The following is a 23,563-nucleotide window of genomic DNA, read 5'->3' as shown; positions in this document are numbered from 1 at the left end:
TCACCGCTGTAATAGCCTGTAATAGGAGTTGAGAGTTTCCAGTTTCTGGCTAACGGCGCACGGATTGATTCCAAGTTTTCAAGCAGAATGGTCAATCATGCCGAAACGCCCGCATTCCCCAAGTCCCAGTCTTGGATCCTGAACCCCGATCGCGCTTCTCCTGGTTTGCGTTTCCCGGGCTTGGCCCAAGGTGCTCAGCGCCCAGCGTTTCAAGAAGCGCCCTCGTCTACTGCTTTAGTGCATTTAGGATTTTTCTCGTGACCGATCAACCCGCTTCCTCGCATAAAGAGCCATCCACCAATCCCCCCACCGACAGCGCTTGGGTTGAAGTCCTTAAAACCATTGGTCTCAGCATTATCTTGGCCCTGGGCATTCGTACCTACGTGGCCGAAGCTCGCTGGATTCCCTCTGAATCAATGGTGCCGACGCTGCTGGTGAAGGATCGGTTGATTGTCGAAAAACTGCAATACCGGTTTGGCGGCAGCCCCAAGCGCGGCGACATCATCGTCTTCATGCCGACCGCCGAACTGCGCCGCCACAACCTCAAAGATGCTTTTATTAAGCGCGTGATTGGTCTGCCGGGTGAACTGGTGGAGTTGCGAGATGGCCAGGTTTACATCAACGGCCAGCGCCTGAACGAACCCTACATTGCCCGCGAGTCCGTCTTAACAACCGGTCGCCCCAGTCCTGCGAGTGGCTCAGGGGAGCGCCCGGCCAGCCTTAGCGCGGATGGCAATGCGGTGCAGCGCACGGATACCAATGTTTGCGTAGGGGATCCACAACCTTTTCTGGCCCGGCCGGTGCGAGTGCCCCCCAACTCCTATCTCGTGCTCGGCGACAATCGCAACCGCAGTTACGACAGTCGTTGCTGGGGAGTCGTTCCGCAAGATTTGATTGTTGGCCATGCAGTTTGGCGGTTTTGGCCCCTCGATCGCATGGGTAATCTCTAGCCAAGCACCGAGCCTAGAAAAAATAGAGCCTAAAATAGCCCAGAAAATAAAAGCCCAGAAAATAAAAAGGAGCAGTTACTGGTTCAGCAACTGCTCCTTTTTTCTGCTTCTTCTGGTTGAAGAATTTTGAGTTTGCCAATTGTAGTTGGCCAATTAGTTGACCAACCAAACCAAGAAACCCTAGTCCTTTTTGGTTTCGGTTGCCATCCCATACTTGCGCAGGAATCGCTCCACACGACCTTCAGTGTCAATGATCCGCTGAGTGCCGGTGAAGAACGGGTGATTACCAGCCCAAATGTCCACATGCAATTCCGGTTGGGTTGAACCAACCGTCATCACCAATTCGCCGTTGCAATAGACCTTTGCATCGGGGTACCACTCGGGGTGAATGCCTTCTTTTGCCATGATGTGAACCTCAACCAAGGTTTAGGAAATTTAAGGGCGATCGAACTGCATTCAAGTGCATGGATTCGATCGCGAGGATTTGCACAAAAGAGCTGGCGATCACGACTTCCAAACGGGGTCTTTTGATCACCAGCCCCCAGCCTGCCCATTCGTTGGGGAAAGCCACCGAGGCCTCCCCTTCGAAAGTCGGCGCTTGGAAAATTAGCGCTTCGAGAACTGAGGAGCCTTCCGGGCTTTCTTCAAACCGTACTTGCGACGTTCCTTGGCGCGGGGGTCGCGGGTCAGGTAGCCTTCAACCTTCAGGGGCTTACGGTTTTCAGGATCAAGCTGAATCAAGGCCCGAGCCACACCCAAGCGGATCGAGTCAGCCTGTCCAGTCAGGCCGCCGCCCACCACACTCACCAGCACATCGTAATCCCCTTCCAAACCGAGGGTTTCCAGAGGTGCTTTGGCCGCAGCCAGATAAACCGGGTTGTATTGCAGGTAGTTATCGCCAGGACGACCGTTGATGGTCAGTTGGCCAGAGCCAGGCACCAGGCGCACGCGAGCGACCGAGGTTTTACGGCGGCCCGTGCCGCGATACATCACGCGCCCGTTGTTATCCGTTGCTTGCATTAGCCTTCACCTCCAGGAATGGTGTTGATCGTCAGGACTTGGGGTTGTTGTGCCGTGTGGGGATGGTCTGCACCGGCATAAACCTTCAGCTTGCGGAACAGTTGCCGACCGAGGGCATTTTTAGGCAGCATCCCTTTAACGGCATGTTCCACAATCCGCTCGGGCAGACGATTTTGCAGCTTTTCAAAGCTCTCCGTCTTCATCCCACCGGGACGGCCAGAGTGACGACGGTAGACCTTTTGAGTCCGTTTTTTACCGGTCACTTCCACTTTGTCGGCGTTCACGATCACCACAAAGTCACCGGTATCCAGGTGGGGCGTGTAGGTGGGCTTGTTTTTGCCCCGCAGGACGGAAGCCACTTCGGTGGCCAGGCGGCCAAGGCGTTGACCAGCGGCATCAACGACGTACCATTGCCGGTCAACGTCGTTTACGGAGGGCAGGGCAGTCTTGGTGGGAATGGACATAGGGGTTGGTTGGGTTGCGAAAGTCGCTGAATCGGGGAAGTTATAACTAGGGCGATCGCGTAGTGCGTTAAGCCTAGAATCTTTATGTAACGGGAGGGCTGAAGGTTGCCGGGCCGTCCTGGGTCAGGTCAAACCAAGGCAGGGTGTTGGTGCGAGCAATCTCTGGCAGGGGCGAGTTGGGGTAGCCAATGCGCAGTAGGCACAATCCCATGGGTGGCGCGGCATATTTCACCAGGTCTCGGCGTTCACTCTGCCAAATTTGGGTGAACTCTTCGACACTGAGGCGATCGCGCCCCACCAACACCAACATCCCCGCCAGCAGCCGCATCATGCCGTACAAAAAGCCACTGGCTTGAACTTCAAGTTCCACAATCGGCCCGCGCCGCCGACACCAGGCTTCTTGAACATCCACCCAAGAATGGGGACGTTTTGATCCGGCACGGTGGAAAGCGGCCAAGTGATGCCGACCCACGAGGGGGGCGATCGCCGCCTGCATCTTTTCCACTTGAATTGGCTCGTAATAGTGCCAACTGAAGGGTTTGAGGTACAGGTTCGGCTGTGGATCGGTGTAGAGAACATAGCGGTAACGCCGCCACGAGGCCGAGAACCGAGCGTGCCAGTTCCCCGGAACCGCACAGGAGGCCAGAATCAGAATATCATCTGGCAACCTTGTGTTGAGGACTTTCGCCCAACGGTGGGGGGGAATCGGGCTGGCCACGTCAAAGTGGGCCACTTGGGCAGAGGCATGAACTCCGGTGTCGGTGCGTCCAGCACCATGGATGACAACGGGATGCCCCAGAATCTCGGCGATCGTGTCTTCGATCGTGGCTTGAACGCTGCGATCGCGGATCTGCCGCTGCCAACCACAGAACCCTGTTCCCAGGTACTGAATCACCAAAGCAACACGTTGCTGATCGGCGGGACAGTCGGCCATGATTGTTGCTCTACACCCCAGCGATTGGTCTTGGCCTAGACCAATTCCAAAATGGCCATTTCGGCATTGTCACCACGCCGGGGCACGGTGCGCAAAATGCGGGTATAGCCGCCATTCCGCTGACCATAGCGCTGGGGAGCCTGCTCGAACAGGGCATGAACCAAGTCGGCATCATACAGATAGCCCAAGGCCCGACGACGGGAAGCCAAGGAACCGTCCTTGGCCAAGGTAATCATGCGATCAACCTCGGCGCGAACAGCCCGGGCCCGGGCTTTGGTGGTGGTGATTTGACCATTGCGGATGGTTTCCGTGGCCAGGGCCCGCAGCAGGGCGCGACGCTGGTCAGCGGGCTTACCAAGTTTAGGAACGCGACGACCGTGACGCATAGCTCCGATCTCTACTCAACTGATTAGTAACTAGGGGGGGCGGATCTAGAACGGGCTAGAGCCGGGGGTGAACGGTGGCAGCTAGGCTTTGGCCACCTTTTCTTGCGGCAGGGTGATGCCCAAACGCCGCTGCAACGCTTCGATCACTTCTTCAGCCGACTTGGCTCCGAAGTTTTTGATCTCCAGCAAATCTTCTTGGGTGAATTCCAGAAGATCGGCAACGGTGTTGATTTGCGCCCGCTTCAGGCAGTTGTAGGCGCGCACCGACAGTTGCAATTCTTCGATCGGGATTTGGCTGCTGGGGTCTTGGGACTCTGGGCGATCGCTCTTGGTGGCTTCGATGGTGAAGTCCTTGAGCGGGTTGAACAGATCCACCAGAAGCGTGGCGGCCTGACTAAGCGCCTGTTGGGGGGTGATGCTGCCGTTCGTCCAAATTTCCAGAACCAGGCGATCCTTCTCCAGGGATTCGCCCACCCGGGCATCCTCAACGGTGTAGTTCACCTTGCGGACGGGCATAAACATCGAGTCGATCTGCAAAAAGTCGATCGCCGACGCATCATCACGACCCCGATCGATCGCCCGATAGCCCACCCCACGTTCCACTCGGAACTCCATTTCCAACGTGGCCCCCTCGGCCAAGGTGGCAATGTACTGGGTTGGGTCAACCACTTCCACTTCTGAAGGCAAATCGAACAGGTCTGCCGTGACCACCCGCGGCCCTTTGGCCAACAAGCGACCAATTTGCGGCTGATCCGTGTGGCTGCGCAGCACCAATTCCTTCATGTTCAGCAGGATGTCCAACACATCCTCCCGCACACCGGGAACCGTCGCGAACTCGTGGTTCACGCCCGCAATCCGGACGGCCGTCACTGCGGAACCCACGAGGTTCGACAGCAGTACCCGACGCAAAGCGTTCCCCACCGTTGTGCCCTGCCCACGTTCGAGGGGGGACAGCACCAAACGGCTGTAGAGATTGCGATTGCTTTCCGTGCTCGATTCAACACACTCGATCTGAAATTGCGACACGCTTTGTGCCTCCCAACCGGCCTAGTCGATCCATATGCGGCAGTGAAGCCGCCCCGTAACAGAAAAAAATTCGCGGTGACCAAGGGTTACCGCTGGCTTGCAGGATGCGATCGCAGCGCCCGTGAGTTAGCGCGGGTCGATCGCGGGGTGATTTAGACCCGACGACGCTTCGGCGGCCGGCAACCATTATGCGGAATCGGCGTAACATCACGAATCAGCGTGATTTCCAGACCCGACGCTTGCAGGGCCCGAATTGCCGTTTCCCGACCCGAACCGGGGCCGCTCACCATCACTTCCACCTGCCGCATCCCCTGTTCAGAGGCACGACGGGCAGCAGCTTCAGCGGCGGTTTGGGCGGCGAAGGGCGTACCCTTCTTAGCTCCCTTGAAACCGCTGGAACCAGCCGAGGCCCAAGAGATTGCATCACCCTTGAGGTCGGTGATCGTCACGATCGTGTTGTTGAAAGTCGATTGAATGTGGGCGACACCGCTGGGGACGTTGCGCTTTTGCTTACGCGGGCCAGAGCGCTTGTTGGGTTGCTTTGCCATAGCTGTTGAACAGAACTAAAACGTTCGTAGAAAGGGGACAGAACCAGTCGATTACTTGCGAGGAGCCTTCTTCTTCCCGGCCACCGTACGACGACCACCACGGCGAGTCCGGGCATTGGTGCGCGTCCGTTGACCCCGCACCGGCAGACCTGCGCGGTGACGACGACCCCGATAGCAACCGATGTCCATCAGGCGCTTGATGTTCATGGCCTCAAAGCGGCGCAGATCACCTTCCACCTGGTAGTTATCCAACTCGGCCCGCAGGGCAGAGATGTCTGCATCGCCGAGGTCTTTGACGCGCGTATCCGGATTCACACCCGTTGCGGCCAAAATTTTCTTCGACAGGGTTAGACCAATGCCGTAAATATAGGTCAACCCAATTTCAATGCGCTTCTCGCGCGGTAAATCTACACCGGAAATACGTGCCACGTTGGTTCTCCCTAACGTTTTAATGCTCTGTCTTTAGATGGGTGCCAGGCAAACACAACCACCCTAACGCTGTCTTTTACCCTTGGCGTTGTTTGTGTTTGGGGTTTTGGCAAATGACCATGACGCGACCGCGACGACGAATCACGCGGCACTTTTCGCACATTTTGCGGACGGAGGCTCGGACTTTCATGATGGTTAAAATCTCCAAACTTGGAATTTTAGAGAAAAATGAGTACCGGATCAACCTATCGGGGCAAGTCTTTGGCTAGACCAGCGATCGGGTGGCTATTTTGGGGGTTATTTTTTGCCACCCGTGTTCTTTAAACGGTAGGTGATGCGCCCCTTGGTCAGGTCGTAGGGGGTCAGCTCAACCTTGACGCGATCGCCCGGCAGAATCTTGATGTAGTTACGGCGAATCTTGCCAGAAATATGTGCTAGGACGTTGAAACCGTTATCGAGATCCACCCGGAACATTGCGTTCGGGAGTGATTCGGTTACGGTTCCCTCCATTTCGATCAGATCTTGCTTGGACAAGGATCAGCTCTCCTGTATGAACGTCGAGTTGGTTGACAATCAGTGAACTTGCTGTTAAGCGCTATCTCACTGCCAAACTAGCACAATGGGCGATCGGGTCTGGGGTTCTGGTTTGGTTCCCGGCTTCAGCACGAAGCTTCAGCACCAAACTTCAGCGGAGGTGAACTAAGCCGCTAGGGCGATCGCCTGTTTCAGGTCACGAGTCACATCGCTGAGGGGCTGGTCACCATTGACCTCCGCCAATAGGTTCGCCTGCTGGGCCCTGTAGAACTTCAGCAGCGGTTCCGTCGTTTGGTGAAAAATCGCCAGGCGATGCTCAATGGTCGCCAAATTGTCATCCGAGCGACCTTCCGCTGTGCCTCGGCTCAGGAGACGGGCCTTGAGTACATCATCGGCAACCACCAAATTCAGCACTCGATCGCAGGCCTGACCCGTTGCCGCCAGCATGTCATTGAGTTTTTCGGCCTGGGCCACATTGCGCGGGAAGCCATCCAGGATCCAGCCCTGTTGAGCATCAGGTTCTGCGAGCCGGTCCTTGATGATCCCAATGATCAATTCATCGGGTACCAATTCACCGCGATCCATGAAGGACTTCGCCGCCTGTCCCAAGGAAGTGCCTTGGGCAACGGCCGCGCGCAAGATATCACCCGTGGAAATATGGGGAATGCCATATTCCTCAGACAAAATCTTGGCTTGCGTGCCCTTACCGGCACCCGGTGGGCCGAAAAAAATCAATCGCGTCACTGCTTCACCATTCCTTCGTAGCGCTGTGAAATCACGTAGGTTTGGATTTGCTTCGCCGTTTCGATCGCGACCCCAACCAAAATCAGAAACGACGTTGCTCCTAACCCTTGGAACGTCCGCACATTGGTGGCACTTTCCACGGCCGTCGGCACAATGGCCACCAAGCCCAAGAAAATTGCCCCCAAGAAGGTCAGCCGATTCAAAATCTGCTGCACCCGCTTACTCGTGGCTTGACCTGGGCGCACCCCGGGGATGCTCGCTCCCATCTTCTTCAGGTTCTGAGCCATATCCACCGGGTTCACCACCAGCGACGAATAGAAATAGCTAAAGAACAGAATCAGTGCCAGGTAAACCAACACGTACAGCCAGGGCGTGGGGCCCGTCGGACTCAGATAGGTGGCCACCCGAGCCAAGGCTTCATTGTTCGTGAACTGGGCCAGCGAGGCCGGAACCACCAACACCGCCGTCGAGAAGATGATGGGCATCACCCCCCCTTGGTTCAGGCGCAAGGGCAAGTAGCTGCTGCGCTCCTGATACTGGCGGCGACCCACCTGGCGGCGGGCCATCACGATCGGGATGCGACGGGCCCCTTCTTGAACAAACACAATGCCGACAATGGTGGCCATAAACGCCAACATCAACAGCACAATGCCGCCAATGGTCGATCGATCACCACTTTGAGCCAGCTCCAGTGTTTGACCCACCGACTTCGGAAAGGTCGAAACAATGTTCACGAAAATCAGCAGCGAAGCACCATTGCCCACGCCACGCTCCGTGATTAGCTCGCCAATCCACATCACAAACATCGAACCAGCCGTCAGGGCCAGCGCCGTCTTCACCACAAACAGGCCCGCTGGCTCCGTCGTGGCCCCCAACGCCGACACCCAGAGACCGATCCCCACGCTTTGGATCACGGCCCAAGCAACGGACACATAGCGGGTGATTTGGGCAATCTTGCGACGGCCCGCCTCCCCTTCATTCTTCTGGAGGTCTTCCAGAGAAGGCAGCGCCGCCGTCAGCAATTGGATGATGATGGATGCGTTGATGTAGGGCAGAATTCCCAACGCAAAGATCCCCAGCAGCGATAGACCGCCCCCGGAGAAGATATCTAAGAAGCCAACCAACCCACCTAGACCGCTGTTTTGGATCGCGTTGCCAAAGGCTGCACGATCAATTCCCGGTACCGGCAAAAAGATCCCAAGGCGCACCAGCACTAGCAGGCCGACGGTCACCAGCAACCGCCCCCGCAGGCCAGCCGCCTGGGCCATTTGCATGAAGGTTTCTTGGGCTGTTGGCGCTTTATCTCGACTGACGACCATGGTTGGTACACCTCAGGCAAATTTCAGCAACCGGATTTCCCAACTTCAATCTTAGACAACCGTGCAAGTTCCGCCGGCTGCTTCGATCTTTTCCTTGGCACTAGCCGTGAAGCGAGCGGCTTCCACCGTCAGCTTCACCGACAGGTCACCATCGCCCAGCAACTTCAGCGGGCCATCGTTGGTGGTAACAATCCCGGCTTCCATCAACGAGGCCAAGTTGACGGTCGAACCGGCCGCCAGGCCAGCCAGACTGCCGACGTTGACCACGGTGTAGGCTTGGCGGTTGATCACCGTGAAGTGCTTCAGCTTCGGCACCCGGCGGTAAAGGGGCATTTGACCCCCTTCAAAACCGGGGCGGGTGCTGCGACCGGAGCGCGACTTTTGACCGCGCATCCCGAAGCCACCGCTCGCGCCTTGACCGGCAGCAATGCCCCGACCGACGCGACGACCGCGCTTTTTGGAGCCTTTTTTAGGCTGTGCATCCGTGATTTTCATGGATTTGGTCTCCGTCGATGACCGGAACTATTTGTACAGGTGCTCGAGGGTCACACCCCGGTCTTCGGCCACTTCTGCGAAAGTCCGCAGGGAAGACAGGGCATCCAAAGCAGCACGGGCGTTGTTCAAGGGGTTGTCGGAACCCAGTTGCTTGGCAAGGATGTTTTTCACCCCAGCCAATTCCAACACGGTACGGACAGCACCCCCGGCGATTACCCCAGTACCGGGAGCGGCGGGGCGCATCATCACTTTGGAGCTACCACCACCGACACCGTTGGTGGGGTGGGGAATCGTGTCGCCCTTGATCAGGGGCACGTCAACTAGGTGCTTTTTGCCATCGGCTACGCCTTTTTTGACGGCTCCGATCACATCAGCGGCTTTGCCAACCCCAACGCCCACTTGACCGCGTTCGTTACCGATCACAACCACGGCGCGGAAGCTGAGCTTTTTACCGCCCTTGACCACCTTGGTGACGCGGCGGATTTGGACGACGCGCTCTTGCCATTCGGACTCTTTCTCGCGGGTGCGATTGCCTTTACGACGAGTTGCCATAGTGAATACTCCTGAGTTCTCGCCTAGAAGTTCAGTCCGGCTTCGCGCGCCGCGTCGGCCAAAGCCTTGACACGACCGTGGTAAAGATTACCGCCGCGATCGAACACAACTTGGGTAACGCCCTTGGCTTGGGCGCGCTCAGCCAGCAGCTTACCCACCGCTGCGGCTGCATCACAATCGCGGCTGCTTTCAAGCTGCGATTTGACATCGGGTTCCAGGGTCGAAGCGGCTACCAACGTGTGATGTTGGGTGTCGTCGATCACCTGGGCGTAAATGTGTTGGTGCGAGCGGAACACGCACAGGCGAGGCCGATCGGGCGTTCCCGAAACTTTGCGGCGCACCCGCCCGTGGCGACGGCGCACCATATCCTTGCGAGTGGCTTTCATTATTTCTTACCTGTCTTACCTGCCTTGCGGCGAACGACTTCACCTTGGTAGCGAATCCCTTTGCCCTTGTAGGGTTCCGGTTTGCGCACAGCACGGACACGGGCGGCGGTGTTACCCACCAATTCCTTGTCAATGCCGCTGACAATCACGTTGGTGTTGTTTTCTACCGCAAACTGAATCCCGTCGGGGGCGGGGATATTCACCGGGTGGCTGTAGCCCATGCTCAGGTTGAGCGTGGTGCCTTGAACAGCGGCCCGATAACCGACCCCTTGGATTTCCAGACGACGCTGGAAGCCTTGGGACACCCCTTCGACCATGTTGGCCAGTAGGGTGCGGCAGAGACCATGGCGCTGACGGGCGGGACGTGATTCATCCCGGCGCGTCACGAGCAATTGATCTGCTTCTTGGGAGAAGAGAATTTCAGGGGGGAAGGTGCGGGTCAGCTCGCCTTTGGAGCCTTTGACCGAGACGGTTTGGCCGTCGATCGTCACCGTCACCCCTTTGGGAATGGGAATGGGACGCTTGCCAATGCGGGACACGATTGAGAACTCCTTCGTCGTAGGGATTACCAGACGTAGCAGAGGACTTCGCCACCGATGCCCTGCTGACGCGCGTCGCGATCGGTCATGATGCCTCGAGAGGTCGAGACGATCGCGATGCCAATACCGCCTAGAACGCGGGGCAAATCGCGGCGATTGGAATAGACGCGGAGGCCCGGCTTGCTCACGCGCTTCAGGTTCGAGATGATCGGACGGCGCTGCTTGCCCTTGTATTTCAAAGAGATCACAAGCGTCTTCTTCACACCTTCCCCGGTTTCTTCCACTTCGGCGACGAAGCCTTCAGACTTGAGCACCTCGGCGATGCTGCGGGTCATCTTGGTGGCCGGAACTTCCGTTTTTTGGTGACGCGCCAGGCAGGCGTTGCGAATGCGCGTCAGCATATCTGCGATGGGATCGTTAACCATAGTTCGCTCCTTGCAACGCTACTTGTCCCGGAACGGCATGCCCATTTCCTTGAGCAGCGCGCGGCCTTCTTCGTCGGTGGTGGCGGTGGTCGTGATGCAAATGTCCATCCCGCGGATTTGGTCGATGCTGTCGTAGCTGATTTCAGGGAAGATCAGCTGCTCACGCAGACCTAGGGAGTAGTTGCCACGACCATCGAAGCTGTTAGGGCTGACACCACGAAAGTCCCGGATTCGGGGTAGGGACAATCGCACAAGGCGATCGAGGAAGTCATACATCTTGTCGGAGCGCAGGGTCACCATCATGCCCACGGGCATCCCTTGGCGCAGCTTAAAGCCGGCGATCGCCTTTTTGGCGCGGGTCACGACGGGGCGCTGACCGGTGATGGTGGCCAATTCCACTAGAGAAGACTCCAGGGCCTTGGCATTCTGCGACGCTTCGCCCAAACCACGGTTCACCGTGATCTTCACCACTTTGGGCACCTGGTGAATGTTCTCGTACCGGAACTGTTCCATCAGTTTCGGCACGATTGTTTCCTTGTAAATGGTTTTCAGTCGTGCTGGCATGGCTGTTTCAGCGATCGGGCGCAACATTAGTCGATGATTTCGCCAGTTTTAATCAGCTTGCGCACCTTCTTGCCTTGGTCGGTGAAGGTGTAGCAAACGCGGCTGGCGACCTTTTCTTTTTCGGAATAGTGCAGGACGTTCGAGCTGTGGATCGGGAACTCGCGCACCTCGACTTTGCCCGATTCGCCTTCCTGGGTTGGCTTGGTGTGCTTGGTCTTTTGGTTCACCCCTTCCACGATCACTTGGCTCGTTTTGGGGAAGACGCGCACAATCTTGCCAACTTTTCCCTTGTCACGACCGGAGATCACCTGAACGGTGTCACCCGCTTTGACATGCATTTTGAAGCGCACGGCTTTGCCGTTTGCATTCACTTGAATCTTGCCGGGCTTGGCCATTACAGCACCTCCGGAGCCAGCGAAACGATCTTCAGGTAGTTCTTGTCACGCAGCTCACGAGCTACGGGGCCAAAAACGCGCGTCCCACGGGGGTTGCCATCCTTGTTGACGATCACGGCGGCGTTGTCGTCGAAGCGAATGCACATGCCGCTATCGCGTCGGATGGTTTTCCGAGTGCGAACGATCACGGCTCGCACCACGTCGGACTTTTTCACTGCCATATTCGGAATGGCATCTTTGACGACGGCGATGATTTCATCACCGACATGGCCGTAGCGACGGTTGCCACCGCCCAGGACGCGAATACACATCAGCTTCTTCGCGCCGCTGTTGTCCGCTACGTTCAGATAGGTTTGCTGTTGAATCATGGGCGATCGAGCCTCCCTTACCGGGTCGCGCTTTCGAGAACTTCAACGACCGTCCAGCGCTTGGTTTTGCTCAGGGGGCGAGTTTCGCGGATGCGAACCCGATCGCCTTCCTTGCACTGGTTGTCTTCATCGTGGGCCTTAAAGCGGCGCGTGCGAACCACAATCTTGCCGTACTTGGAGTGGGCCGAGCGGTTTTCCACCGACACCACCACCGTTTTCTGCATCTTGTCGCTCACAACAACGCCAACACGTTCTTTGGCAGCCATAGGGGGTTAACTCCAGAACTACGCTTGGGTTGCTGCTTCAGATGCAGCCGCGAGCTTACGCTCATGCTCCACCGTGAGCAGTTGCGCCAACTCATGCTTTGCATGTTTGATTTCGTGCGACTTCACCTCTTGGCGAATCGCCTTCTTCATCCGGAATTGGAACAGTTGGCGCTTGAGTTCCAAAATGCGATCGCCCAGTTCGGTGTCACTAAGGGCGCGCGCGTCAGCAATCTTCGGGAGAGCCATAGGGCATTACGACTGGATGTCTTCGCGAACAATAAACTTGGTCTTCACGGGCATCTTGAACGCGGCCAGGCGCATTGCTTCGCGAGCCGTCTCTTCAGCAACACCCTTGATTTCGTACAGGATCCGACCGGGTTTGATCACGGCCACCCAGAACTCCGGTGCCCCTTTACCGGAACCCATCCGGGTTTCTGCGGGGCGCATGGTCACAGGCTTGTCAGGGAAGACGCGGATCCAGATTTTGCCACCCCGGCGGATGTAGCGGGTCATGGCCCGACGACCGGCTTCGATTTGGCGAGCCGTAATCCAGCCGCATTCCAGCGATTGCAGGGCAAAATCCCCAAAATTCAGCGAACTGCCCCGAGTGGCGAGGCCCCGCATCCGGCCGCGTTGTTGCTTGCGGAATTTTGTTCTTCTTGGACTGAGCATGGATTATTCCTCGTTCGAGCGGTCTTCAAACTGCTGACGACGACGGGGTTGGCGACGACGCGGCGCAGGCTGATTCGCCGGAGCCACTTCCTCTTGTCCAGGAATGATCTCGCCCTTGAACACCCACACTTTGATCCCCAACACCCCATAGATGGTGCTGGCGGTGCGGTAGCTGTAGTCGATGTCCGCCCGCAGGGTATGCAGGGGCACGCGACCTTCCCGCGTCCATTCCGATCGGGCAATTTCTGCACCGTTCAAACGACCGCCGACTTGGATTTTGATCCCTTCGATCCCAGCGCGTTGGGCCCGTTGGATCGCCTGGCGGACAACCCGACGGAACGACACCCGGCGCTCCAGTTGCTGAGCGATGTACTCGGCAATCAAGGTGGCATCGGCATCGACGCGGGCCACTTCGATCACGTTGATTCGGATCTGGCGATCGCGGCTACCGAGCAGGTTTTGCAGACCGACCCGCAGGGTTTCAATCCCACTGCCGCCCCGGCCCACCACCACACCCGGACGGGCGGTGTGAACTTCTAGGTCGATTTGGTCAGCCTTGCGCTCAATCCGCACCTTGGCAATGCCGGCATTGTTCAGGTTCTTCTCAACGTATTGCCGGATTTTGTGGTCTTCCTGCAACAGGCTGGAATAACGCGACGGATCTGCAAACCAGCGCGAGCGGTGCTCTTGGGTAATGCCGAGTCGCAGGCCGACGGGGTGAATTTTCTGTCCCATGGTTTCCTCGTCTCCTTATGCTTAGGCTTCTGCCGCCGGAGCAACCGCCACGGTGATGTGGCAGGTGGGCTTGCGGATTTGGTAGGCGCGACCTTGGGCGCGAGGGCGGAATCGCTTCAGGGTGGGGCCCTGGTCAGCGAAGGCCGTGCTCACCACCAAGGAGGTGGCATCGAAACCGTTGTTGTTTTCTGCGTTGGCCGCAGCCGATCGCAGCAACTTGCGAACGATTTCGCAGGCGCGATAGGGCATGAACTGCAGAATAATCAGCGCTTCGGCGTAGCTCCGACCACGGATTTGGTCGAGGACGCGGCGAACTTTGCGGGGGGACATCCGCACGAAGCGCACGCTTGCTTTGACTTCGTTGGGACTAAGTGCCATATCTGAGCGATTCTCCGGGGGTTACTTGCGTCCTTTCTTGTCGCCCTTGGTGTGGCCTTTGAAGGTGCGCGTGGGAGCAAATTCCCCCAGCTTGTGGCCCACCATTTGCTCGTTGACGTACACGGGGACGTGTTGCCGGCCGTTGTGGACGGCGATCGTGTGACCCACCATTTGCGGCAGGATCGTTGAGGCTCGTGACCAGGTTTTGATCACTTGCTTTTCGCCCTTGACGTTCAGCGCTTCTACTTTTTTGAGCAGCTTGTCAGCAACGAAGGGACCTTTTTTCAGAGAACGAGACATACGCTTTAGGAACTCTTAGGGATTCGCGATCTCAAGCGGCGATCGCCCAGGGCTGGAGGGTTAGACCAACGGGCGGGCGATCGCCACACTGAAAAAACCTATGCGTTGCGACCGCCGCGACCGCGCTTGGACGACTTACGACGACGACGCACAATGAGTTTGGTGCTGGCTTTCCGCTTGTCGCGGGTTTTGCGACCCAAAGCGGGTTTACCCCAAGGGGTGACCGGGCCAGAACGCCCAATGGGCGCGCGCCCTTCACCACCACCGTGGGGGTGATCCACCGGGTTCATGACGCTACCGCGCACTTCCGGACGGCGACCCAACCAACGCTTGCGGCCGGCTTTACCCAGGCTCAGGTTGCGGTGTTCGGAGTTGCCGACGCTGCCGATGGTAGCCATGCACTCTTTACGAACCTTGCGCACTTCCGTGGAAGGCAGCTTCAGGGTGACGTAGTTGCCTTCTTTAGCGACCACTTCAGCACCGGAGCCAGCGGAACGGGCCATTTGCGCACCGCGACCCGCCACCAACTCAATGTTGTGGACGGTCGTACCCAAAGGCATGTTGGCCAAGGGCAGGGCATTACCCACTTCGATCGGGGAATCGGGACCCGCCACGATCGTTTGGCCTACTTTCAGACCAACGGGGGTGATGATGTAGCGCTTTTCGCCATCTTCGTACTGCACCAACGAAATGCGCGCATTCCGGTTGGGGTCATACTCGATCGACAGCACTTCAGCGGTCATGCCCAGCTTGTCGCGCTTGAAGTCGATCTTCCGGTACAGACGCTTGTGGCCACCACCCCGGTGACGACAGGTGATCCGACCCAGGTTGTTACGACCCTTGCGGCGGTGCTTGTAGGAAGTCAGAGACTTTTCGGGTTCGCTGCGGGTGATTTCCGCAAAGTCAGCCACGCTGGCTTGACGAACCCCGGGGGTATAAGGACGGAAGGTACGAATTGGCATCGTCTTAAAACTCCTTCAGCGCTAGACTTCGGGGAACAGTTGAATCGAACTGCCTTCGGCCAGCGTGACGATCGCCCGCTTCACCTGAGGACGGTAACCCGACAGCCGACCCAGTTTCCGGGTCTTGCGCGGCGGGTTGTAGGTGTTGACCCTCTGGACTTTCACCTCAAACAGACCTTCGATCGCTGCCTTGATGTCCAGCTTGTTGGCGCGGGGATCCACATCAAACACGTACTGGTTGTTTTCCAGCAGAATCGTGGCCTTTTCGGTGATGATCGGCCGGCGAATCACATCCGCCAACGTGCGATCGTCCAAGCGCGTCTTGTACTTAGGAGTGCGCTTAATCATCGCCGTAAACCTCCTTGATCTTCTCCAGCGCGTCCGCCGTCACCACCACCTTGTCGGCGTTCAGCAGGTCGAACACATTCAGGTTCGTTGCCAAAATCAACCGCAGGCTTTGGACGTTCCGGGCCGACAGCCAAACGTTTTCGTCTTGGTCAGCCACGATCAACAGCACCTTTTGACCAGCGTCTACACCCCAACGGGCCAGAGCCGCCAACAGGTCTTTGGTTTTGGGCTGGCTGAGTTGGCTGGCAAAGTTTTCCACCACCACCAAGTCATCCAAGCGACCTTGGAACGCCGTGCGCAGAGCCAGGCGACGTTCCTTCCGGTTCATCTTTTGCGAGTAGTCGCGGGGCTTGGGGCCAAAGATCACACCACCACCACGCCACAGGGGAGAGCGGTTCGAGCCAGCACGGGCGCGACCGGTTCCCTTTTGCCGCCAGGGCTTGCGACCACCACCGCGCACTTCCGAACGGGTCTTGGTGCTGACGGTGCCTTGACGAGCGTTCGCCAATTGACGCACCAAAGCCCGGTGCACAATGTGCTGAGCGTTTTCTTCACGGGCGACGCGCAAGTCTAGCTCGGTATTACCGGCTTCCTTACCGTCCCAATTTTTCACAATGCAGTTGACCATTGCTGTGCTCCACGTTCGACGGACTTACGGGCGATCGCGCTTACTTTTGACGACCCACCAGGTTGGACGGTGCAATGCTGACCAGCGTCCCCGGCTTGCCCGGAACCGCACCCTTGATCAACACGATGTTGCGATCGGGGTCGATCCGCACAACCGTCAGCTTCTTGACCGTCACACGCTCATTGCCCATCCGGCCAGCCATGCGCTTACCGGGATAGACACGACCGGGGGTCGTACCCGCACCCGTCGAACCGGGCAGACGGTGGTTTTTGGAACCGTGAGACATCGGCCCGCGACCAAAGTTGTGGCGCTTTTGGTAACCCGCGAAACCACGACCAATGCTGTTACCCGTCACGTCAACGATTTGACCGACTTCGATGCAGCGATCGGCGCGGATTTCTTCACCAAGGGTAAAGCCAGCCACATCCACCAAACGGTATTCCCGCAGGTGGCGCAGGGGCTTCGCGTTGGCCTTGCTCAGGTGTCCGATTTCCGGCTTGCTGAGGGCCTTTTCTTTGACTTCTTGAAAACCCAACTGAACGGCCGTGTAGCCATCAGTCTCTTTGGTTTTGATTTGCGTAACGGTACAGGGGCCAGCTTGGATGACCGTTACCGGGATGGCCCGGCCCGTTTCATCAAAGACTTGGGTCATGCCCAACTTAGTACCTAGAATGCCAAGAGACATGGCGTTCTCCTTAGACTAGGGATGGTTAGGAGAGTCCTTCCCCCTAGCGTCAACCAGCCGTAACAAGAGCGCCTCTAGCGCGTAAGGGCTAGAAGCACTTTCCCGACGGACTTTGAGTTTTGGGCACTCTGATTGACGTAGACTGACCGCTTATCTGCACTGAGAAATCATTGAGAATCTCAAGGCTCGGATGTCAGTCAACCGAGGGAAGATTTTGCGCTGGAGCGGTTTGCATCGTTGCAGCGCGTTTGCTTGCTAGGACTTAAGCAGCGACCTGCTCAGTATCCGGTTCAGCAAAAGTTGCCTGGAAAATTTGCCAGATCGGCAAATGTTGTGGTTTTAAGGTTGCGTAGCGCAGGGAACCACAGTTTTGGCAACGGTTCAATATTATAGGGGTGTGGCAGTCTTTTGTCTAGCAATTGATGATTTTGCTACAAAACTGGCAGCACACCCCTTGGCCCTTAGGCCGGAAATGGGGATGAATGCTTTACCCCTTCACGATCGCCCCGAAATCTCCGAGCACCCTGGCATGGTTCCGCAACAGGCCCAGCAGGTTCAGCCGGTTACGCCGCACCGCTTCATCATCCACCATCACCATCACACTTTCGGAACCATCAAAGAAGTTCGCCACCACGGCCGCCGCCTGAGCCAGTTGATCGGCCAGGGGCTGGTAGTTACGGGTTTGGCGCGTGGCTTGGGTGATGGGCAACAGGGCAACCAGGGCATCATAAAACGCCTGTTCTGAGGGTTGCTCAAACAAGGCAGATTTCACGGAAGCAGCGGGATCCAAATCGCTGAAGTTGAGATCGCCCTTGGCGGCCAGTTTGGAGGCGCGGTTGATGGTGGCATAGAGGTTGGCCAATTGCCCCGATCGCCGCAGGGATTGCAAGAACTGTGCCCGTTGCAGCACGTCGGCGGGGTCGTAGAGAGCGCGTAGGGCCGCATCTCGATCGCCCGGTTCTCCGACCACTGCCAAGGCCAGGTCGTAATCAATGCCCTGTTCATCTTCGAGCAGGCTGCGGAACCGTTGCACAAAGAATTCCGCCAGTTGCGTGCCCATGCCAGAATCTGCCCAACGATCGACCGATTCCGGCTCAATCAGCGATTCCAAATTCAGAGACCAACCGGCATCCCAAATGATGTTCACCACGGCATTGGCGGCCCGGCGCAGGGCAAAGGGATCGGAGGACCCGCTCGGCAACAGGCCAATTCGGAACAGACTGCACAGGGTATCGAGGCGATCGGCCAGGGCCACAATGCGCCCGGTTTGGCTGGTGGGCAAAGCATCGCCCGCGCCCTTGGGTAGGTAATGTTCCCCGATCGCCACCGCCACCGCTTCCGGTTCCCCGCTGGCCCGGGCATACTTCTCGCCCATGATGCCTTGCAGTTCTGGGAACTCGAAGACCATGCTGGTCACCAAGTCTGCTTTACAGAGCAGGGCGGCCCAGTTCACCAAGTCCCGATCGTCCGCCGACAGTTGCAGTTGGTGGCAGAGTCGATCGGCCATGGACACGATTCGATCGACCTTGGCCCGCATACTGCCCAATTGGTCTTGGAAGGTGACCGTTTCCAGCTTGGCCAAGTAGCTTTCCAACGGCTTGGCAATGTCGGCCTTGTAGAAATACTGGCCATCGCTGAGGCGGGCCCGCACCACTCGTCCATTGCCCTCAGCGATGATGGCGGCCTTGGTCGGATCCCCGTTACTGATGGTGATGAAGTTGGGTAACAGTCGATCGGGCTGGCCCGGTTGATGGACGGGGAAATAGCGCTGATGGGTGACCATGACGGTTTTGGTCACCTCCGACGGCAACTCCAAAAATTCCTGATCAAAACCACCAATTACCGCCGTGGGAAATTCCACCAAGTCCCGCACTTCTTCCAGCAAATCGGGGTCAATTTCCGCTTCTCCACCCAGTTGGGCCGCTGCGGCCTGGGTTTGCTGAATGATCAGCGCCTGCCGTTGCTCGGGATTCACCAGCACGGAAGCCGCGGCCAAGGTAGCCACATAGTCCGTGGCCTGGGCGATCGAAACCGATGCAGGATGCAACACCCGGTGGCCGGTCGTGACTCGATCGGCCGTCAGCACTTCCGCCGGGCGCGTTTCGGTGGCCGCTCGCACGGTCAAAGACACCGGCAACACTTGATCATCCCAAAGGGCAATCAGGCTGCGAATGGGCCGGGGGAATCGGAATTCTCCATCTCCCCAGCGCATAAACCGCTTCCCTTCAAGGGCCAGCACCCATTGGGGAGCCAATTCCTGCAAGAGATCGGGGGTCGATCGCCCCGCCGTGAACACTTCCGCAAAAACAAATTCACCCTTGTCCGTGGCTCGCAACTCCAAATCGCTCAGAGCCACACCGTTTTTGCGCGCAAATCCTTCGGCGGCCTTGGTGGGTTGCCCATCCTTGAAGGCAGCACTGGCCGGCGGCCCTTTCACCGCCTCCCGGCGATCGGGCTGGCGATCGGGCAACCCTTCAATCACCAGGGCCAAGCGGCGCGGTGTGGCAAACACCTGCACCGATGTGGCGCTTAGGTTGGCTTCCGCCAAGCTCTGGGGCACGCGATCGCGCCACTGACGCACCGCACTGGCCACAAAACTTGCGGGTAATTCTTCAGTGCCGACCTCAAACAAAAAAGCAGGCATGGGAGCGCTGGAACTCGATGAACAGACTTGAAAAACCTAGCAGATCGCCAGCATAAACGATCCGAAACCATCCGACTGAGGGCGATTGTTTCGTTGCGTTGCGTTGCCTTTGTTAACTGGTCTTCATTGCCTGGCCGTCGTTAACGCGCCCAGCAAGAAGACTGGCCAATCGCCTCAGTCACAGCAGCCATCAGCCCCCTAGGCACGCCCCAGCCACAGAATTCCTGCAATCACCAGCAGCACCAGCAACAACCCAAAGCCCAAAAAGCGATTCTCATGGACAATCAGATCCGGATCGATCGGCTTTGGCTCCGGCATGGGACGCGATCGGGGCGATCGGCTCGGGGCCTGACCGGTGGCCGCCTTGAACCCCGCACCATCCGCCGCCTCCAAGCTCGACAAGTCAGGAATTTCCGTCAGCCATTCTGGGCGCTTGCTCAACACGGGCGCTTCCAAAATCGCCAACAACCGGCGAGCTTGCGATCGGGTTTCCAGGTGGGGATGCTTCGTCAGTTGCCGACACAGTTGCAACCCCGCGTCCCGCAGGCCCGCAGCCTCGTAGGCCGTCACCAACCACACCTGCATTTCACCCCCCAAGCGCCCATTGGCCGGCAACAGCGCCGCCCCCGTTTCTAAGGACTCGATCGATTCGCGATAGCGCCCTGCCTCAAACAGCCTCCGCCCCTGGTCATAAAGCGTTTGGGCCCGATCTAGGGTCATGGCCTCAAAATCCGTTACCGGCTTTGGATCGGCCGTCTCTGGCTCCGTACCGGTTTCCACAGCACTCGCCCCCGATGCAGGGTCTAGCGATGAATTCAGCGAGTGAAAGACTGCTTCTTGATCTGGTTGATCTTGCTCTGCCGCCACGCGATCGCCTCAAATTCCTCTCGGTTCAGAGCCTTTAGTTTAACCCCGTGCTCCATAACTCTTTACGCAGCGGCAAGACCTTGGGTTAATCTTAAAGGGCATTTTTTGAGAAACACCACCGCGCGCTATGAAACGGCCGCTCGCGATCGCCGCCCTCACCAGCCTTGGCCTTGGTTTGGCAGGACTGCACATCAACGCCCAAGCCCAAGACCGCAGCGCCCCCGTGGTGGAATGTCGCCGCCCCGTGCCCCTGATGCCCGTTGGTGGCAACGACCCCGAAGTAGTGAAGCGGGTTTCGGCCCCTAGCCTGCTGTTTACGCGCAACAATTGGAACACCGATTTTGTTGTTCCTAGCAATCAAAGCTTTACCAGTTTTCGAGTCAGTTTATTTTTTAAAGACTCCGGCAGCTACAAGTCTGAAATGTTCCTCAAATATGGGGACAGCAGCAACGATCAGTTCTATGACGAACGGGTGAATGCTGAAGCGAATCAACTGGTGCAAGTGCCTGCCTATCCACGTCGTCGGCCCGGCCAAAACATTCAACCGTTTCAGGTAAATGTGAAGGTAGGCAACACAGGATCGATCGGGAAAGTGTATGTCGTTTCCGTGGATGCTTGCCGTTAGTTCTTAGGGGCTTCCTCTAGCCAATAAACCAACATGTCGCCTCGGCCTTTCACAGCAATTACCCCCCGCTGGGTTAATCGATAAAGGCTCGCTTCTCCCCCCAGGCGATCGAACACCGCTTGAGTCACTTGAATTTTGCCTGGCGATCCTTGAGACTCCATGCGGCTGGCCACATTCACCGTGTCCCCCCACAAATCGTAGGCAAACTTTCGCAGCCCAATCACACCCGCCACCACGGGCCCCGAATGGAGTCCCACCCGAATGGAGAGGGGATAGCGGGACGTTTGATTCAATTGCTCGATCGCCCGCTGCATCGCCAAAGCCATATCCGCCGCCGCCGCCGCATGGTTAGGGTTGGGATTCGGCAAACCTGCCGCCGCCATGTAGGCATCGCCAATGGTCTTGATTTTTTCAAGGCCATGGAACTCCGCCAACTGGTCAAATAGCGAAAACATGCGATTGAGTAATTCAATTGTTTCGCCCGGTTGCAGTTGCGAAGCCAGGGGCGTGAACCCCACTAAATCCGCAAATAAAACCGTTACTTCTGGGAATAAATCTGCAATTTGGGACGAATCCGTCAAGAGTCGATCGGCAACACTGCGCGGCAAAATATTGGTGAGCAATTGATCCGAACGTCGCTGCTCTTGGCGCAGTTGTTTGCGAACTTCAAATTCAGTGCGAGATAGGCGTTCATAGAGGCCAACCACCAAAGTTGACATCAAAGAAATCCACACCATATCAAACAAAACTTGTCCAGGATCCAAAGGCTCTGGAAAAATTGCCTGACCCATCAAGCCATTGGTCAAAACATAATTCACATAGGCAATGAGGTGGGAAATGAGATGCCAATGCCAGCGAAACGGTAGCACAGCCGCAATACTAAAAAAACCTAATGTCCAGCCCTTCAAATCGGGCATGACGGGTGTTCCCCAATGGCTGGGTAAATTAGTCACCACCGAAATCGTGGTTGAAAGCAGTAAAAATAGACCAAATTGGGATGAAAAAATCACCGGATCCAAGCTCAAGCGCTCAGGCCGCTTCGGCTGAATCAGAGGTGGCAATTTTCCACCCTGGCTTAAGGGCTTTGGGACAATATTCTTAGGAGTTGGGTTAGGAGTTGGGTTAGGAGTTGGGTTAGGAGTTGGGTTAGGAGTTGTTTGACGAGAAACAGCAGAATAGCCCTCCGCAATCGATGCCGGAACCAAATATCGTTCAGTTAAAGACTGGGTTTCACGGCTGCCAGCAAAAATTAAAACAATTGCCATCAAATGGCGAATTAAACGCACGCTGAACAGGTCGCCTTTACTGGATTCTTCAAAGGCAATCAGAATTGAGAATGTGCTGAAATAAATGACTCCTAGGCGAAATCCCAGCATCAAGCGCTGATGAATCAGTGCCGATCGCCAGGCAACATAACTATCAAATTCCGCTTCATTGAGATGTCGCCCATCTCCCAAGAGAAGGTTGATGCAACGGGTTAAGCCAGCGCGCAACAGACTACGAAAGGATGGGATACCTCTAGGGCGATTGCGCCAAATCCGTCGCCAAGGGGTCAAGGGCACAGCAAGAGCAAGAGCAGGGAGAGATCGGAGAGTCTTGGAATTTTATTGGAATTTTAACGGAATTGAGCGACGAAATTAGGCAGATTCAGTTATCAGAATTTGGGATCATTCCCCCAGAAACTTCAACTGATCAGATCTGACGGATTGCAGTAGGCAAATTTGCCTAAATTAGTTTGAAAATGGCTAGCGATCAGTTGAAGTTATGGTCAGTCGCCATCAACAATAGCCCGTAGGGTGAGCAATGCTCACCGAATCATTACGTCATGGCATCTACCATATGGCATCTGCAATATGGCGTGCTAATCGTTTTAGGTAAGGGTCGTATGATCAGTCGCCATCAACAGGCATCAATTGACATTGAGAAAATGTCCTGAACAGCAATTAATTGGGACGGTAGGGATCGATCGAGGGATAGGGGCCAAATTGTACTTGGCGCAATCCACAGAGATCATAGGGCTGTTCTTCCAAGACCGTCTGGGAACCATCAGAATAAATGGCTTTGATTTTGTAGTTACACCCAGATTGATAAAGGTTGTCGTAATTAAATTCCAAGTCGATCGCTTCACCGGATTTTAAAATGCGATCGCCTAAGAGTTCCTGCCAATCCCCTGAATAGCGAGGTGCAATATAGAGGGCGTATAAACTACGAGGATTATTGTTGCGAAACCGAATCCGCGCAATGCGGTTTTCCGGTCGGGTATTGTCCCATTGGGCGAAGGCTCCTTCGATCGCTGTGCCGAGGACTGTAACCCCGATCAGACCCATGGCAATCAGTTGGCTGCTCCACCGCTTGAAATTCATAACTCAGGCTCT

General features: G+C 56.7%; 36 protein-coding genes. 2 read left to right on the top strand and 34 right to left on the bottom strand.

All coding sequences use genetic code 11. The features are described 5' to 3' along the window. Positions 1-257 precede the first annotated feature (257 nt). Complete coding sequence (gene lepB, locus H6G53_RS05645; protein WP_099534723.1) at positions 258-950, top strand: signal peptidase I; 693 nt, start codon at positions 258-260, stop codon at positions 948-950. 180 nt (positions 951-1,130) lie between these two features. Here lepB and rpmE read toward each other — a convergent pair whose 3' ends face one another. The 32 genes from rpmE to H6G53_RS05485 all read right to left on the bottom strand — a co-directional run bounded on the left by rpmE (position 1,131) and on the right by H6G53_RS05485 (position 20,563). After that, positions 1,131-1,355: a 50S ribosomal protein L31 gene (rpmE, locus tag H6G53_RS05640; RefSeq protein ID WP_099534750.1), complete on the bottom strand. Its 225-nt coding sequence runs from the start codon at positions 1,353-1,355 to the stop codon at positions 1,131-1,133. Between the two features lie 201 nt (positions 1,356-1,556). Beyond that, a complete protein-coding gene (rpsI, locus tag H6G53_RS05635; protein WP_099534722.1) occupies positions 1,557-1,970 on the bottom strand; it encodes a 30S ribosomal protein S9 in 414 nt (137 codons plus the stop codon). Beyond that, positions 1,970-2,434 (bottom strand): 50S ribosomal protein L13, encoded by a 465-nt coding sequence (rplM, locus tag H6G53_RS05630; RefSeq protein ID WP_099534721.1) that lies wholly within the window; start codon positions 2,432-2,434, stop codon positions 1,970-1,972. The genes rpsI and rplM overlap by 1 nt, the downstream gene beginning before the upstream one ends. A gap of 82 nt (positions 2,435-2,516) precedes the next feature. Next, positions 2,517-3,368: a tRNA pseudouridine(38-40) synthase TruA gene (gene truA / locus H6G53_RS05625; protein WP_190356077.1), complete on the bottom strand. Its 852-nt coding sequence runs from the start codon at positions 3,366-3,368 to the stop codon at positions 2,517-2,519. 35 nt (positions 3,369-3,403) lie between these two features. Further along, complete coding sequence (gene rplQ / locus H6G53_RS05620; protein ID WP_099534719.1) at positions 3,404-3,754, bottom strand: 50S ribosomal protein L17; 351 nt, start codon at positions 3,752-3,754, stop codon at positions 3,404-3,406. A gap of 81 nt (positions 3,755-3,835) precedes the next feature. After that, a complete protein-coding gene (locus H6G53_RS05615) occupies positions 3,836-4,780 on the bottom strand; it encodes a DNA-directed RNA polymerase subunit alpha (protein WP_099534718.1) in 945 nt (314 codons plus the stop codon). Between the two features lie 152 nt (positions 4,781-4,932). Then, a complete protein-coding gene (rpsK, locus tag H6G53_RS05610) occupies positions 4,933-5,328 on the bottom strand; it encodes a 30S ribosomal protein S11 (RefSeq protein ID WP_099534717.1) in 396 nt (131 codons plus the stop codon). 51 nt (positions 5,329-5,379) lie between these two features. Next, complete coding sequence (gene rpsM, locus H6G53_RS05605) at positions 5,380-5,757, bottom strand: 30S ribosomal protein S13 (protein WP_099534716.1); 378 nt, start codon at positions 5,755-5,757, stop codon at positions 5,380-5,382. Positions 5,758-5,833: 76 nt separating this feature from the next. Continuing rightward, entirely contained in the window at positions 5,834-5,947 is a 114-nt protein-coding gene (rpmJ, locus tag H6G53_RS05600) for a 50S ribosomal protein L36 (RefSeq protein ID WP_015186054.1), read from the bottom strand. Positions 5,948-6,054: 107 nt separating this feature from the next. Then, positions 6,055-6,291: a translation initiation factor IF-1 gene (infA, locus tag H6G53_RS05595; RefSeq protein WP_099534715.1), complete on the bottom strand. Its 237-nt coding sequence runs from the start codon at positions 6,289-6,291 to the stop codon at positions 6,055-6,057. A gap of 165 nt (positions 6,292-6,456) precedes the next feature. Then, complete coding sequence (locus H6G53_RS05590; protein WP_099534714.1) at positions 6,457-7,035, bottom strand: adenylate kinase; 579 nt, start codon at positions 7,033-7,035, stop codon at positions 6,457-6,459. Continuing rightward, positions 7,032-8,354 carry a preprotein translocase subunit SecY gene (gene secY / locus H6G53_RS05585; RefSeq protein WP_190356079.1) on the bottom strand — a complete coding sequence of 441 codons (1,323 nt, stop codon included), beginning with the start codon at positions 8,352-8,354 and terminating at the stop codon, positions 7,032-7,034. The genes H6G53_RS05590 and secY overlap by 4 nt, the downstream gene beginning before the upstream one ends. Positions 8,355-8,405: 51 nt before the next feature. Beyond that, positions 8,406-8,849 (bottom strand): 50S ribosomal protein L15, encoded by a 444-nt coding sequence (gene rplO / locus H6G53_RS05580; RefSeq protein ID WP_190356080.1) that lies wholly within the window; start codon positions 8,847-8,849, stop codon positions 8,406-8,408. A 27-nt stretch (positions 8,850-8,876) separates the two neighbouring features. Further along, positions 8,877-9,401: a 30S ribosomal protein S5 gene (gene rpsE, locus H6G53_RS05575; RefSeq protein ID WP_190356081.1), complete on the bottom strand. Its 525-nt coding sequence runs from the start codon at positions 9,399-9,401 to the stop codon at positions 8,877-8,879. A 23-nt stretch (positions 9,402-9,424) separates the two neighbouring features. Then, a complete protein-coding gene (gene rplR / locus H6G53_RS05570) occupies positions 9,425-9,787 on the bottom strand; it encodes a 50S ribosomal protein L18 (RefSeq protein ID WP_099534710.1) in 363 nt (120 codons plus the stop codon). Then, a complete protein-coding gene (gene rplF / locus H6G53_RS05565) occupies positions 9,787-10,326 on the bottom strand; it encodes a 50S ribosomal protein L6 (RefSeq protein WP_099534709.1) in 540 nt (179 codons plus the stop codon). Before rplF ends, rplR begins: the two co-directional genes overlap by 1 nt. 26 nt (positions 10,327-10,352) lie before the next feature. Next, complete coding sequence (gene rpsH / locus H6G53_RS05560; protein ID WP_099534708.1) at positions 10,353-10,751, bottom strand: 30S ribosomal protein S8; 399 nt, start codon at positions 10,749-10,751, stop codon at positions 10,353-10,355. 18 nt (positions 10,752-10,769) lie between these two features. Then, on the bottom strand, positions 10,770-11,315 hold the full coding sequence (rplE, locus tag H6G53_RS05555; RefSeq protein ID WP_099534749.1) for a 50S ribosomal protein L5: 546 nt from the start codon (positions 11,313-11,315) through the stop codon (positions 10,770-10,772). A gap of 26 nt (positions 11,316-11,341) precedes the next feature. Further along, positions 11,342-11,710, bottom strand: a complete 369-nt coding sequence (gene rplX, locus H6G53_RS05550; protein WP_099534707.1) for a 50S ribosomal protein L24 — start codon at positions 11,708-11,710, stop codon at positions 11,342-11,344. Continuing rightward, positions 11,710-12,078 (bottom strand): 50S ribosomal protein L14, encoded by a 369-nt coding sequence (rplN, locus tag H6G53_RS05545; RefSeq protein ID WP_099534706.1) that lies wholly within the window; start codon positions 12,076-12,078, stop codon positions 11,710-11,712. Before rplN ends, rplX begins: the two co-directional genes overlap by 1 nt. A gap of 17 nt (positions 12,079-12,095) precedes the next feature. Next, positions 12,096-12,344, bottom strand: coding sequence for a 30S ribosomal protein S17 (gene rpsQ / locus H6G53_RS05540; protein WP_099534705.1), 249 nt, complete (start codon positions 12,342-12,344; stop codon positions 12,096-12,098). Positions 12,345-12,362: 18 nt separating this feature from the next. Continuing rightward, positions 12,363-12,590 carry a 50S ribosomal protein L29 gene (rpmC, locus tag H6G53_RS05535; protein WP_099534704.1) on the bottom strand — a complete coding sequence of 76 codons (228 nt, stop codon included), beginning with the start codon at positions 12,588-12,590 and terminating at the stop codon, positions 12,363-12,365. Between the two features lie 6 nt (positions 12,591-12,596). Further along, entirely contained in the window at positions 12,597-13,016 is a 420-nt protein-coding gene (gene rplP, locus H6G53_RS05530; RefSeq protein WP_099534703.1) for a 50S ribosomal protein L16, read from the bottom strand. Between the two features lie 3 nt (positions 13,017-13,019). Beyond that, the gene (gene rpsC, locus H6G53_RS05525) at positions 13,020-13,751 is read right to left on the bottom strand and encodes a 30S ribosomal protein S3 (protein ID WP_099534702.1); all 732 of its coding nucleotides are present in this window, start codon (positions 13,749-13,751) and stop codon (positions 13,020-13,022) included. 21 nt (positions 13,752-13,772) lie between these two features. Beyond that, complete coding sequence (gene rplV, locus H6G53_RS05520) at positions 13,773-14,129, bottom strand: 50S ribosomal protein L22 (protein ID WP_099534701.1); 357 nt, start codon at positions 14,127-14,129, stop codon at positions 13,773-13,775. 21 nt (positions 14,130-14,150) lie between these two features. Beyond that, positions 14,151-14,429, bottom strand: a complete 279-nt coding sequence (rpsS, locus tag H6G53_RS05515) for a 30S ribosomal protein S19 (RefSeq protein ID WP_099534700.1) — start codon at positions 14,427-14,429, stop codon at positions 14,151-14,153. 98 nt (positions 14,430-14,527) lie between these two features. Next, the gene (rplB, locus tag H6G53_RS05510) at positions 14,528-15,391 is read right to left on the bottom strand and encodes a 50S ribosomal protein L2 (protein WP_099534699.1); all 864 of its coding nucleotides are present in this window, start codon (positions 15,389-15,391) and stop codon (positions 14,528-14,530) included. A 21-nt stretch (positions 15,392-15,412) separates the two neighbouring features. Continuing rightward, a complete protein-coding gene (locus tag H6G53_RS05505) occupies positions 15,413-15,739 on the bottom strand; it encodes a 50S ribosomal protein L23 (RefSeq protein WP_190531388.1) in 327 nt (108 codons plus the stop codon). Continuing rightward, positions 15,732-16,367 carry a 50S ribosomal protein L4 gene (rplD, locus tag H6G53_RS05500; RefSeq protein ID WP_190531386.1) on the bottom strand — a complete coding sequence of 212 codons (636 nt, stop codon included), beginning with the start codon at positions 16,365-16,367 and terminating at the stop codon, positions 15,732-15,734. Before rplD ends, H6G53_RS05505 begins: the two co-directional genes overlap by 8 nt. A 40-nt stretch (positions 16,368-16,407) precedes the next feature. Beyond that, entirely contained in the window at positions 16,408-17,052 is a 645-nt protein-coding gene (gene rplC, locus H6G53_RS05495; RefSeq protein ID WP_099534696.1) for a 50S ribosomal protein L3, read from the bottom strand. 487 nt (positions 17,053-17,539) lie between these two features. Then, entirely contained in the window at positions 17,540-19,696 is a 2,157-nt protein-coding gene (glyS, locus tag H6G53_RS05490) for a glycine--tRNA ligase subunit beta (RefSeq protein ID WP_099534695.1), read from the bottom strand. Between the two features lie 198 nt (positions 19,697-19,894). Continuing rightward, on the bottom strand, positions 19,895-20,563 hold the full coding sequence (locus H6G53_RS05485; protein WP_190531384.1) for a hypothetical protein: 669 nt from the start codon (positions 20,561-20,563) through the stop codon (positions 19,895-19,897). Positions 20,564-20,690: 127 nt separating this feature from the next. Between H6G53_RS05485 and H6G53_RS05480 the strand changes: the two genes are divergently transcribed. Further along, on the top strand, positions 20,691-21,188 hold the full coding sequence (locus tag H6G53_RS05480; RefSeq protein ID WP_099534693.1) for a hypothetical protein: 498 nt from the start codon (positions 20,691-20,693) through the stop codon (positions 21,186-21,188). Here the strand turns inward: H6G53_RS05480 and H6G53_RS05475 are convergent. Beyond that, positions 21,185-22,750, bottom strand: a complete 1,566-nt coding sequence (locus H6G53_RS05475; RefSeq protein ID WP_190531382.1) for an adenylate/guanylate cyclase domain-containing protein — start codon at positions 22,748-22,750, stop codon at positions 21,185-21,187. The genes H6G53_RS05480 and H6G53_RS05475 overlap by 4 nt on opposite strands. A 381-nt stretch (positions 22,751-23,131) precedes the next feature. Beyond that, the gene (locus H6G53_RS05470) at positions 23,132-23,551 is read right to left on the bottom strand and encodes a hypothetical protein (protein WP_099534691.1); all 420 of its coding nucleotides are present in this window, start codon (positions 23,549-23,551) and stop codon (positions 23,132-23,134) included. Positions 23,552-23,563 lie beyond the last annotated feature (12 nt).

It is taken from the genome of Limnothrix sp. FACHB-406 (assembly GCF_014698235.1).
Taxonomy (GTDB): Bacteria; Cyanobacteriota; Cyanobacteriia; order CACIAM-69d; family CACIAM-69d; genus CACIAM-69d.
This window is presented reverse-complemented; position numbering and strand designations above follow the sequence as displayed.

Bases quoted from the DNA above. Each gene is read 5' to 3' on its own strand.
- rpsE (WP_190356081.1), bottom strand. From the start codon at position 9,401: ATGGCAACTCGTCGTAAAGGCAATCGCACCCGCGAGAAAGAGTCCGAA.
- rpsS (WP_099534700.1), bottom strand. From the start codon at position 14,429: ATGTCTCGTTCTCTGAAAAAAGGTCCCTTCGTTGCTGACAAGCTGCTC.
- rplD (WP_190531386.1), bottom strand. From the start codon at position 16,367: ATGGTCAACTGCATTGTGAAAAATTGGGACGGTAAGGAAGCCGGTAAT.
- rpsQ (WP_099534705.1), bottom strand. From the start codon at position 12,344: ATGGCTGCCAAAGAACGTGTTGGCGTTGTTGTGAGCGACAAGATGCAG.
- rplE (WP_099534749.1), bottom strand. From the start codon at position 11,315: ATGCCAGCACGACTGAAAACCATTTACAAGGAAACAATCGTGCCGAAA.
- rplB (WP_099534699.1), bottom strand. From the start codon at position 15,391: ATGCCAATTCGTACCTTCCGTCCTTATACCCCCGGGGTTCGTCAAGCC.
- H6G53_RS05505 (WP_190531388.1), bottom strand. From the start codon at position 15,739: ATGATTAAGCGCACTCCTAAGTACAAGACGCGCTTGGACGATCGCACG.
- rplQ (WP_099534719.1), bottom strand. From the start codon at position 3,754: ATGCGTCACGGTCGTCGCGTTCCTAAACTTGGTAAGCCCGCTGACCAG.
- rplM (WP_099534721.1), bottom strand. From the start codon at position 2,434: ATGTCCATTCCCACCAAGACTGCCCTGCCCTCCGTAAACGACGTTGAC.
- rplP (WP_099534703.1), bottom strand. From the start codon at position 13,016: ATGCTCAGTCCAAGAAGAACAAAATTCCGCAAGCAACAACGCGGCCGG.
- rplR (WP_099534710.1), bottom strand. From the start codon at position 9,787: ATGAAAGCCACTCGCAAGGATATGGTGCGCCGTCGCCACGGGCGGGTG.
- truA (WP_190356077.1), bottom strand. From the start codon at position 3,368: ATGGCCGACTGTCCCGCCGATCAGCAACGTGTTGCTTTGGTGATTCAG.
- rpmC (WP_099534704.1), bottom strand. From the start codon at position 12,590: ATGGCTCTCCCGAAGATTGCTGACGCGCGCGCCCTTAGTGACACCGAA.
- glyS (WP_099534695.1), bottom strand. From the start codon at position 19,696: ATGCCTGCTTTTTTGTTTGAGGTCGGCACTGAAGAATTACCCGCAAGT.
- rplN (WP_099534706.1), bottom strand. From the start codon at position 12,078: ATGATTCAACAGCAAACCTATCTGAACGTAGCGGACAACAGCGGCGCG.
- rplX (WP_099534707.1), bottom strand. From the start codon at position 11,710: ATGGCCAAGCCCGGCAAGATTCAAGTGAATGCAAACGGCAAAGCCGTG.
- H6G53_RS05470 (WP_099534691.1), bottom strand. From the start codon at position 23,551: ATGAATTTCAAGCGGTGGAGCAGCCAACTGATTGCCATGGGTCTGATC.
- rplV (WP_099534701.1), bottom strand. From the start codon at position 14,129: ATGGCACTTAGTCCCAACGAAGTCAAAGCAAGCGTGCGCTTCGTGCGG.
- rpmE (WP_099534750.1), bottom strand. From the start codon at position 1,355: ATGGCAAAAGAAGGCATTCACCCCGAGTGGTACCCCGATGCAAAGGTC.
- H6G53_RS05480 (WP_099534693.1), top strand. From the start codon at position 20,691: ATGAAACGGCCGCTCGCGATCGCCGCCCTCACCAGCCTTGGCCTTGGT.
- rpsC (WP_099534702.1), bottom strand. From the start codon at position 13,751: ATGGGACAGAAAATTCACCCCGTCGGCCTGCGACTCGGCATTACCCAA.
- rplC (WP_099534696.1), bottom strand. From the start codon at position 17,052: ATGTCTCTTGGCATTCTAGGTACTAAGTTGGGCATGACCCAAGTCTTT.
- rpsH (WP_099534708.1), bottom strand. From the start codon at position 10,751: ATGGTTAACGATCCCATCGCAGATATGCTGACGCGCATTCGCAACGCC.
- rpmJ (WP_015186054.1), bottom strand. From the start codon at position 5,947: ATGAAAGTCCGAGCCTCCGTCCGCAAAATGTGCGAAAAGTGCCGCGTG.
- rplO (WP_190356080.1), bottom strand. From the start codon at position 8,849: ATGAAAATCACGGATGCACAGCCTAAAAAAGGCTCCAAAAAGCGCGGT.
- secY (WP_190356079.1), bottom strand. From the start codon at position 8,354: ATGGTCGTCAGTCGAGATAAAGCGCCAACAGCCCAAGAAACCTTCATG.
- rpsI (WP_099534722.1), bottom strand. From the start codon at position 1,970: ATGCAAGCAACGGATAACAACGGGCGCGTGATGTATCGCGGCACGGGC.
- rpsK (WP_099534717.1), bottom strand. From the start codon at position 5,328: ATGGCAAAGCAACCCAACAAGCGCTCTGGCCCGCGTAAGCAAAAGCGC.